Origin of the sequence: Turicibacter sp. T129, assembly GCF_025594975.1 — a bacterium.
GTDB lineage: Bacteria > Bacillota_I > Bacilli_A > MOL361 > Turicibacteraceae > Turicibacter > Turicibacter bilis.
This window is the reverse complement of sequence record NZ_JAMQUU010000091.1, coordinates 1-11,094: the sequence shown is the minus strand read 5'-3', so window position 1 is coordinate 11,094 and position 11,094 is coordinate 1. Positions and strand designations below refer to the sequence as shown.

The following is an 11,094-nucleotide window of genomic DNA, read 5'->3' as shown; positions in this document are numbered from 1 at the left end:
ACTCGGGACTTTAACCCGTTAGATAATACCCATGCCGGGCGCACATAAAAAAGGTTAAATCAGTTTATTGATTTAACCTTTTTTCATCTCATTTAATCGACGTTTGCTAGAAGATGCCACATAGGGTAACTTAACACTCATACATACACCACCCTCAACATTTAGCGCCTCAACCGTACCATGATGTGTTGTCATAATACTTTGAACAATTGCTAAACCAAGACCTGACTGACCTTTATCCCCTTTATAAAAACGATCAAAAAGATAAGGTAAATCTGCCTCAGCAATTTGTGCTCCATCATTAAATAAACGAATCTCCACAACATTATTCTCAACAATCGTCTCAATCGAGATCACTGTCTTCGCATAACGAACCGCATTCGTAATAATATTCGATAACGCACGAATCATCTTATCATCATCCATTTTAACTTGAACTGATTTATCTAAATTCAACTGAAATTCAAGATTCTTATCTGCTACTAATCCTGCCATCTTATGATAAAAGCCATCTAAAAATTGATTTAAATCAACCAATTGAAGTTGATAACGATCGTGCGTCGCATCTTCAAGTTTAGATAAATATAAAATAGACTCAACTAACGTTCGAAGGGACTCACTCTCCTGAGCAATGACTTCAGCAGCCTCATCAATTGAAAAAATACCATCCTTTAATCCTTCCGCATAACCTCGAATATTCATTAAGGGGGTCTTTAATTCATGAGACGTATTTTCAAAGAATGCCTTGCGCTTACGATCATTATTAACAATCGATGTCGCCATACGAACAATATCTTCATCTAATTCTTGGATTTCATCACCTGTATAAATGGTTACCTCAGGCGCCTCCATACTTTCTTGGAAACCTCGAACCTTATTTTTCAGTAAATGAATCGGTCTTGAAATATTATTTTGAACATAGACCCCAAAAAACGCAGCAATTAACATACTGACCAGTGAAGTAATAAATAGGATACTTAAATTTAGTTGATTTAATTCACTAATCATCCCTTTTTCACTCACTAAGATAATATCAAACTTCGTATATCCAATATTCGTTTCACCTGAAACAGTTAAATAATGTTTATTTAGATATGAACTATCCCCTTTATGAGCCTGTAATTCATCATAAAGATCCTGACTATTTGTAAAAGCTAGTGTATTATCCTGGATAATAATCAAGTTAGATTGAACTAATTGCATAATATGATCTCTAATGACAGGTCCTGAGTGAAAATAATCCGTATTATAAATCATCAAGTTTTCCTTAATTAAATCTAACTCTTTTTTCATACTATCCATTAAACGATAAGTTAAAAATTGATTAGAGGCCACTGTAAATAGTGTAAATGACGTGGAGATCGCGATTAAAATAATCACAATATAACTCCAAAATAACTTGCGATCAAGTCTCATATCAACACCTAATTATAAATTATCATCGATTCGGTATCCATAACCCCAAACCGTTGTAATCTCAACCTTTGCATTCATTGCTTTTAATTTTTTACGAAGACGTTTCACTAAATCATCAATCATTCGTGATTCTCCGACATAATCATAACCCCAAATATTTTGAATTAAATTTTCGCGAGTAAATGAAATATTTTTGTTCTTTACTAAATAAGATAATAACATATACTCATTATTTGTTAATGACATCTCAGCACCATTCACTGTGCAGACACGTTTTGAATCATCAATTTTTACATCGTTAATTTGATAAAGAGTTGTCTCTTGTTCAGTTGCCATGACGGGTTCAATACGGCGGAAAATAATTTTCAAACGTACTAACAACTCGCGAGGACTAAATGGTTTTGATAAATAATCATCCGCTCCAAGCTCTAAACCAATAATACGATCCACCGCTTCATCTTTCGCTGATACGAAAATAATTGGAACTTGACTGACCGTACGAATCTTTTTACATAAATCAAGCCCATCCATTGTACCTGGCATCATAATATCTAAAACAAGGGCATCTGGTTGCATCACATTAAATGCCTCTAACACTGAATCTGCATTTTCAAATGTTGTAACCTTATATCCTTCCTTTTCTAAATATCTTAAAATTAATTGTCTAATATTTGCATCATCATCAATTACGAAAATATGTTTCATATCTATCACCTCATATTAATCTGTTAAAAAATCTTGCTCGTTAAAGCAAGATTTTTTTAAATTATTGTCCATAAGTCTCCAATAAAGCACGGTCTTGATCGATCCCTTCACCATACCCCGCTAACTTCCCATCTTTAACTTTAATTAACGCTGGTGTACCAGAAATCTCAATTTCTTCTGCGGTTTGTGGTGAACGGTTATTAAAAGCATCTTTATGATAAGCAACAAGCTCATTATTTTTATTTGTAGAAATTGTCCATCCTTCATTCGATGGATACTTCGCACTCGATTCTCCTTCATTGAAAACCTGTACCCCATTCTCAACTTTACCAATCACTTTTGTATATTTTTTATCATGAGCAGCCCAATCATACCAAGCCGCTTTATTTTCTGTTGCCGCAGCATCAACCACATAAATCGGAATATCCTTCTCATTATACGCAGCCACTAGCTCTGGACTAAACTGCAAACAGAGTGGGCAAGTTTCCTGATAAAAATAAACGTAATACTCTGACTCCTTTTGATCAAAAGTCTCTGTATAGTTAATATGTTTAAAATCAGTCAGCGAATTAACCGAAGGGAATAGGAAATTTGCTCCTACTGCAATAACAATAACTGCAACTAAGGCTATTAAAATTTTCTTCATAACTATTGCTCCTTTACATCCATTATTATAACTTAAAATAACCTCTTATATTAGAAAAAACTGTGAAATATATGTGAAAGGTTAAAAAGATTAGCAAGCTCTGCTGGTAACTCAATATAACCTGATGACACTAAAAACACTAAAATACCACACACAATAGCGATAAAAATAATCGTCTTCGTCACTACCTTAAACACCAGCTTACATAAAAATGCAATCGTTAACCCAACCAATACTCCTTCAATTAAACCATATACTTCTACATAAGACTTAAATGCTTGATTAAAAACAAATAAACAAACTAAAAAAATTGCATAATACCATTTCTTCATCCAAATCACGCCCCTTTAACATCACTATTTTACATGATTTAGAAAAAAAAGCAACGCAAATTGCGTTGCCTATCTATATAAAATTTCCCACCTTGACCTTCTTAGCCTACTCCTAAAAAATAAAACAAACGTTCCTTCCACCCATTAATAACTTCCCCATTATTAATAAGCACCTTCCATCTACCATCCACTTCAAAATTCTAACTCTCACTACTACTCTTATTCAATTAAATTCTGTTTTCTCACTAAAACCTAGTAGAAGTTTCCCCGCTTCTAATAGGTTGCTCTTACTCAAATAAACATAACTTCTCAGCTATATTCAAATTATATTAGTAGAAACTTCCCCATTTCTATTAAAACCTCTCACTCATAAATCCATCACCATCGTTTCCTCACGATAATGATACGCTAAATTATAGCAGAAGCTTCCCCACTTCCACTAAAGTCATCTATTCAATAACCATAAACCTGACTTCCCCATCAGATTCATGACTTTTTCTTACTGATTAATCTTAGTAGAGATTTCCCCTTCTCTACTCAAATCACTCACTTTACTGACATTTATAACAGCTTTCTCCACCGCTATCTCAGAATATATATAAGTAGCGATAAGTTTTTCATAGCTGAAAAAATTTTAGCGCTACTATAGTTAGCCTGGCTACCATCAAAACGAATGTACTAAGCTTATTTCGTAAAATGTGAAATCTTTTTCACTATGTATGTATCTAAATAAATTCTCATTTCTAATTCAAAAGTTTCACTCGATTAAGAAAACTCTCGCTTCTAATAATCCTCTTGTAGTAGTCGTGCTTACTTCGTTTCTCACGACTTTCACAAAAAAGGATAACTCCGCTTGTTGCGGAGTCAAGAACAACTAACTGCACATAGTGCAGAGTTGTTCTAGAATAACGCTTTTAATAAGATTGTTTGTTCGCGGTCTGGACCAACGCTGAAGATGGCTACTTTTGCACCGATTAATTCTTCAATACGACGTAAGTAGTTTTGTGCAGCGACTGGTAATTCTTCAAATGAAGTTACTCCAGTAATATCTTCTTGCCATCCTGGCATTTCTTCATAAACTGGTGTACAACGTTCAAATTCTTTGATTGTTGATGGAACGTATTTAATCACTTGCCCATCTAATTCATAAGCTGTACAGATTTTTAGTGTCTCTAATCCTGATAATACATCTAATAAGTTAACTGAAATTCCAGTTAATCCACTTACACGACGAGTATGAGAAACAACAACACTATCGAACCATCCGATACGACGAGGACGACCTGTTACCGTTCCGTACTCACGACCGATTTCACGAATACGATTTGCAATTTCTCCTTCAATTTCAGTTGGAAACGCACCTTCACCAACACGAGTTGAATATGCTTTAACAACCCCGATAACTTCTTCAATCTTAGTTGGACCAACACCTAAACCAGTTGTTACCGCACCAGCTGATGGATTTGAAGACGTTACGAATGGATAAGTTCCGTGGTCGATATCTAACATAACCCCTTGAGCACCTTCGAATAAGACTTTTTTGTCTTCATTGAATGCTTCATCTAATTCATAAGAAGTATCCGTTACATAAGGACGAATCACGTCAGCATACTCACAATATTTTGTATAGATTTCTTCGAATGAGAACGTTGGTTTTCCGTATTTGGCTAAAATTTCATTTTTATCAGCTAATTGTTCTTTTAAACGAGTAGCAAATACTTCTTTATCCATCAACTCACCCATACGGATTCCAACACGTGCATATTTATCTGTATAACAAGGACCGATTCCACGTTTAGTTGTTCCAACTTTTTGATCTCCTTTTAACTCTTCTTGAAGACCATCTAACTCAATATGATAAGGGAAAATCACATGAGCACGATTTGAAATACGAATATGATCTGTTGAAATTCCCCCTTCATTTAAGTAAGCAATCTCCTCAAGTAATGACTCAGGATTAATAACCATTCCATTTCCTAAAATTACTTTTTCAGAATTAAAAATTCCAGAAGGAATTAAGCGTAACTTAAACTGTTGTCCATTGAACTCAATCGTATGTCCAGCATTATTTCCACCTTGGTAACGAGCTACGATATCTGCTTGTTGAGCTAAATAATCGGTAATTTTACCTTTTCCTTCATCTCCCCATTGTGTTCCTACAACTACAACTGTTTTTGCCATTAAAACTCTCCACCTTTTCTGTCAAAATGAAATTTAAATTTTTCTAGTATCTAAATGAATTGATTAGCGAAAACGATTCATCAATTTTACGCCTCATAGCGCTCTAAAATTTGACGAGCCACCCAAACTCCGCTTGCTCCAGCTTGCGCAAGTCCGCGTGTTACACCCGCTCCATCTCCACCAACGAATAAGCCCTTAACTTTTGTTTCAAACTTATCGTCAATCTCAGGACGAGCTGAATAGAATTTCGCTTCTACACCATAGAACAACGTATGCTCCGCTGCAATACCTGGTGTTACATGATCTAACGCTTCCGTCATCTCAATTAATGACTTCATCGTATTATAAGGCAGTACTAACCCTAAATCTCCAGGAACCGCCTCTTTTAATGTTGGTTCTACGAATCCTTCTTTTAAACGTTTAGCCGTCGTACGACGCCCTCTTAAAATATCTCCATATTTTTGAACAATTATTGATCCATTTGATAATTTGTTTGCTAAATGTGAAACTTCATGAGCAAACTCATTTGGTTGATCAAATGGTTCTTCAAACGTATGAGAAACAAGTAAAGCAAAGTTCGTATTCTTACTTCCTAACTTTGGATCCTTATAAGCATGACCATTTGCCAACATCGTTCCTGAATGATTTTCAACAACAACATGACCTGAAGGATTTGAACAGAACGTACGAACAACAGTCCCTACACTCGTGCGATAGACGAACTTTCCTTCATATAAATGCTCATTGATTTCTTGCATGACAATATCAGAAGTTTCCACGCGTACTCCAATGTCAACTTGTAAATTCTTCATCGGAATATTTTGACCTTTCATCACGTCTTTTAACCATACTGATCCATCACGACCTGGTGCTAAAAAGACTTGATTGGCCTTCATTGTCTCTCCATTAGCAAGTAATAACCCTTTTACTTCATTATCTTCGACGATAACATCTTTTACTTCAGTTTTAAAGTGATAATCCACACGGTCTTTCATTGCTTCATAAATGCTTTTTAAAATTTCTAAGTTTTGTTCTGTTCCTAAATGACGAACTTTTGCACGAAGTAATTTTAATCCTACCGCATATCCACGTTTCTCAATCTCACGAACCTTATCCGTCGTTGGGTCCGTAATATCAGTCGTTGCCCCATGTTCTAAATTAATTTCATCAACATAACTAATTAAATCCTCTACTACACCATTTGATAAATAATCTGTCATCCATCCACCAAACTCATGTGTAATATTAAACTTTCCATCCGAATAAGCACCAGCTCCACCAAACCCATTCGTAATTGAACAAGCAGGCATACAACCTACATGGTCCTTGATTACTGGACATTTTTTAATTTTATGTTCAAGAATTGGACATCTACGTTTATAAATATCTAACCCCTTATCTACTAAAGCCACCTTTAAATCCTTATTTTTCTTTGATAACTCATATGCAGCAAAAATCCCTGCAGGTCCTGCCCCAACAATAACAACATCGTAATTACTCATTGCTCTCTACTCCTTTAAACAAATCTGGTATATACCAACAAAAAAGCACCCTATGCGAACATAGAGTGCTAGATACTTAAAATATATATGAAATTTGTCAATTTAGTTTCCAAATTTGTTAGTTTCATTATTTTGTCACCTTTTTATATAGGATTTAACGTTACTATTATATCAAAGAAATCTCAATATGCAATCCCCTAATTTTGAAAAATTTGATATTGATTCCGACCATTTTTCTTACTTTCATACAAAGCATGATCAGCCTGCTGATAAAGCTTTTCTAAATCAACGGCCTCCCCTCTATAAAAAGAAATCCCAATTGAAACGGTCACTTCAAAATATTCACTATAACCTTTCAAATCTTCTCTAATACTTTCTACAACTGAAATAGCAACTTCCTTACTATGATCTCTAATACAAATCACAAACTCATCACCACCTAATCGACAAATCACACTATTCTGTGGACAACATTTCTTCAACACATTCGCCACATAAGTAATAACTTGATCGCCAACTAAATGACCATACGTATCATTAATTGACTTAAAATGATCAATATCCATAATCGCAAAAGTAAACGGCTCACCCTTATTCATCATCTTATCCATCTGATTCATATAACCTAATCGATTCAAAAGTCCTGTCGCATAATCCGTATATTTCAAATGCTCCGTCTTCTTATCCAAATAACGCATACGTCCCAACACCAAAATAATAGATGTACATAGAATAATCCCTCCAGCAAACAAAAATTGTTGCTGATGCATCAAATATAAATCATGGTTCAATGAAGACATCTCAAACAAGTACATTTCACTTGAAAGGACCATCTCATACTTCAATCGCACCTCATCATCTTCAAAATCATGTACTTTAATCGCATCAAATAATGTCATAAAATTTTGATTATCTCTAACCATTAAAGAGAAAATGTACTTACCAATTTTTCCTTTATACGACAAATTGTACTGTTCAAAATAATCTAAATAAACAGGATCTAGTAATAAATAATCAATCTTTCTTTCAACTAGCCCCTCATGTAACTTACTAATCGAATCTTCAACTCGAACATTCATCTCACTTCTTAAAAATCCTTCACTGGATACACTTCCTAGCACTGTATTAAGATTAGTACCCACCGCCTCTTGAAACATCACTTGATTAAATAGCCCATACGCATTTATCTGACCTTGATAAATCTCATAATTATTTCCCTCTAAAAATAATTTCTCATTAGACTCCATCTCAAAAACAGGTAATATATCAATCACACCCTGTTGATAAGCCCCTACTAACTCTTCATAATCACCAAAAACAAACTCAAACTTGACACCAAAATTGTTATGAATCTGCTTCAAAACATAATCTAACATCCCAGATAACGTATCCTCATCCTCATTATAATACATAAAAGGTGGTACATCATAAATCCCAACCTTTATCACAGGTTGCCGATAAAATAACCATTCATATGTCGATTTATCTAAATTATATAGCTTCCCAATTAATGCATTCTGATGGTTGAAGAAATAATCCGCATGCTTTTCCATCGTCTGCATCTTAGACATAATCCTATCTATAATTGAGATTAAATTAGGTTCATCTGAAATAAAATACCATGCCGATGACAAATATTCCGTTGATTTCACCTCTCGTAACTCATGCACTAAACTTTGATACTGAAACAAATCTCTCGGTACAAAAATCGCATCAATCTCACCATTATTAAGACCAGCATATAGAGCCATATAATTTGGATAACTAATAATATCTTTAAAAGATAATAAATACTTTTCAATCTTATCATCATTATTAACAATCCCAATTTTATACTTCATCAAGTCTTCTGTATTTTTCGCATTATTTCCTTGATTCACATAAAAAGTATACTCGAATTCATGAATAGGGGAGCTATAATAAAACTCCTTATATGCCTCCATCTTACCTGATACAAATAAATCGATAATCCCATATTTTAATAAACTTTCATTTTCTGCAATATCTGAAATTAAATATGAAGATAAATTCTTATCAGTTAAATTAGAAAATTCTTGAGAAATATCATTAATAACTCCCTTTAACGAACTATAAAAATAGTAATAATTTAATGGTGTAATAGAAGAAGGGTACCCTATCTTAAACTTACTCTGACTTTTTTCTAATAACCATTCCTCATCAGAATTATTGAAAACACTAGACGCTTCTATACAAAAATCATCCCCACTATTTATCATCGAACATATAGCGATTAAAAAAATAAACAAGTAATTCTTCATCCTACCCATCCTCAACCATAAATTCGTTTTCACACATAATTATATCATATTTTTACCAATAAAATAAAAAAAGTAGTTAGATCTCGAGCCCACTTTTTAATTCTAAAAAGCTCTTACTCTCAATCCAACTACAAATCTATAAACTAAATATTATACTAAACTATTCTAAACTAAATTCCATAGCTGCTTTCACAAAATCACGGAATAAAGGCTGTGGTTTTTGTGGACGTGATAAGAATTCTGGATGGAATTGTCCTGCCACAAACCAACGATGTCCAGGAATTTCGATAATTTCTACTAATCCGGTTTGAGGATTAATTCCTGAGAATTCTAATCCTGCATTTTCTAAAATCGTTTTATATTGATTATTGAACTCATAACGGTGACGATGACGTTCCTTAACATTTACTGATTGATAAGCATCATATGCTTTAGTTCCTTCTTTAACATAACAATCATATAAACCTAAACGTAACGTTCCCCCCATTTTAATACCTTCATATTGATCTGGTAAATAATCAAAAATAGCATGAGGTGTATTTTCATCAAACTCAGTAGAGTTAGCACCTTCTAATTTTGCAACATTACGAGCATATTCAATCGCAGCAATTTGCATACCTAAACAAATTCCAAAATAGGGAATATTTTTAGTGCGCGCATATTGACAAGATAAAATCTTACCTTCTACACCTCGATTACCAAATCCACCTGGTACTAAGATTCCATCTACATCAGCAAAGATTTCATTAACTGTTTCTTCTGTAACTCTCTCAGAATCAATCCATTTAATCTTAACCTTTTTACCAAAATGGTAACCAGCATGTTTTAATGCCTCAACTACTGATAAATAAGCATCTGGTAATGCAACATATTTACCAACTAAGGCAATTGATACTTCACCATCTAAATTACGAACAGTATCAATTAACTCCTGCCATTTTGTCATATCTGCTTCCGGCGCTTCAATACCAAAATGTTTACATACATAATCATCTAATCCTTGAGCTTTTAAATGCATAGGAACTTCATATAAAATATCAGCATCAATTGCTTGAACAACAGCCTCTTTAGGTACGTTACAGAATGAAGAAATCTTCTCTTTAACATGATCTTCAATATCAACTTCAGTACGTAAAACAATAACATCTGGTTGAATTCCTAATGAAAGTAATTCTTTAACACTATGCTGTGTTGGTTTTGTTTTAATTTCACCAGCTGCTTTTAAATATGGTACTAAAGTATTATGAATATATAATGTATTATTATATCCAAAATCTTTACGTGCCTGGCGAATGGCTTCTAAAAAAGGTAAAGATTCAATATCACCAACAGTACCACCAATTTCAGTAATGATAACATCAGCATTACTATCTTGAGCAGCAGCAACTAATTTTGATTTAATTTCATTAGTAATATGAGGAATAACCTGAACCGTAGCACCTAGATATTCCCCGCGACGTTCTTTTTCAATAACATTAGAATAAACGCGACCTGTAGTAATATTTGAATTTTGTGATAAGTTTTCGTCGATAAAACGTTCATAATGACCTAAATCTAAATCCGTTTCGGCCCCATCATCCGTAACAAAAACCTCACCATGTTGATATGGACTCATTGTACCTGGATCAACATTGATATAAGGGTCAAATTTTTGCATAAAAACTTTAAGACCTCTATTTTTTAATAATCGGCCAAGAGAAGAAGCTGTGATTCCTTTTCCTAATGATGAAACAACTCCACCCGTAACAAAAATATATTTTGTCATGTATTATTCCTCCCATTAATAAGTTTCTGTTTTTAGATAAAAAAAAATATGCTCTCCGTAATGGAGAGCATTTTTTAGGGCTCTTGAATATATTATCAGATATAATTTAATAATACAATAATAAATATTAATAAAGTCGAATATAAACGAAATTTTTGAAAAATTAAATTCTCACAAGGGATAAAAAAAGCACTCTAAGAGTGCGACTATTCGAATTGGAGCGGGTGAAGAGAATCGAACTCTCACAGTCAGCTTGGAAGGGGGAGGT

8 protein-coding genes are annotated in these 11,094 nt (G+C 33.8%); all 8 read right to left on the bottom strand.

The features are described 5' to 3' along the window. Positions 1–72 precede the first annotated feature (72 nt). On the bottom strand, positions 73–1,416 hold the full coding sequence (locus tag NEH75_RS12515; protein WP_055305911.1) for a sensor histidine kinase: 1,344 nt from the start codon (positions 1,414–1,416) through the stop codon (positions 73–75). Between the two features lie 12 nt (positions 1,417–1,428). Further along, positions 1,429–2,121 carry a response regulator transcription factor gene (locus NEH75_RS12510; RefSeq protein WP_055305910.1) on the bottom strand — a complete coding sequence of 231 codons (693 nt, stop codon included), beginning with the start codon at positions 2,119–2,121 and terminating at the stop codon, positions 1,429–1,431. Between the two features lie 61 nt (positions 2,122–2,182). Next, complete coding sequence (locus tag NEH75_RS12505) at positions 2,183–2,767, bottom strand: hypothetical protein (protein WP_055305909.1); 585 nt, start codon at positions 2,765–2,767, stop codon at positions 2,183–2,185. A gap of 50 nt (positions 2,768–2,817) precedes the next feature. Further along, the gene (locus NEH75_RS12500; RefSeq protein ID WP_055245012.1) at positions 2,818–3,099 is read right to left on the bottom strand and encodes a hypothetical protein; all 282 of its coding nucleotides are present in this window, start codon (positions 3,097–3,099) and stop codon (positions 2,818–2,820) included. Between the two features lie 900 nt (positions 3,100–3,999). Continuing rightward, on the bottom strand, positions 4,000–5,280 hold the full coding sequence (locus NEH75_RS12495; protein ID WP_055245016.1) for an adenylosuccinate synthase: 1,281 nt from the start codon (positions 5,278–5,280) through the stop codon (positions 4,000–4,002). An 86-nt stretch (positions 5,281–5,366) separates the two neighbouring features. Beyond that, positions 5,367–6,782: an NAD(P)/FAD-dependent oxidoreductase gene (locus tag NEH75_RS12490; protein ID WP_055245018.1), complete on the bottom strand. Its 1,416-nt coding sequence runs from the start codon at positions 6,780–6,782 to the stop codon at positions 5,367–5,369. 197 nt (positions 6,783–6,979) lie between these two features. Then, positions 6,980–9,061, bottom strand: a complete 2,082-nt coding sequence (locus NEH75_RS12485) for a GGDEF domain-containing protein (protein WP_055305908.1) — start codon at positions 9,059–9,061, stop codon at positions 6,980–6,982. A 160-nt stretch (positions 9,062–9,221) separates the two neighbouring features. Continuing rightward, positions 9,222–10,826: a CTP synthase gene (locus tag NEH75_RS12480; protein ID WP_055305907.1), complete on the bottom strand. Its 1,605-nt coding sequence runs from the start codon at positions 10,824–10,826 to the stop codon at positions 9,222–9,224. Between the last annotated feature and the right edge of the window lie 268 nt (positions 10,827–11,094).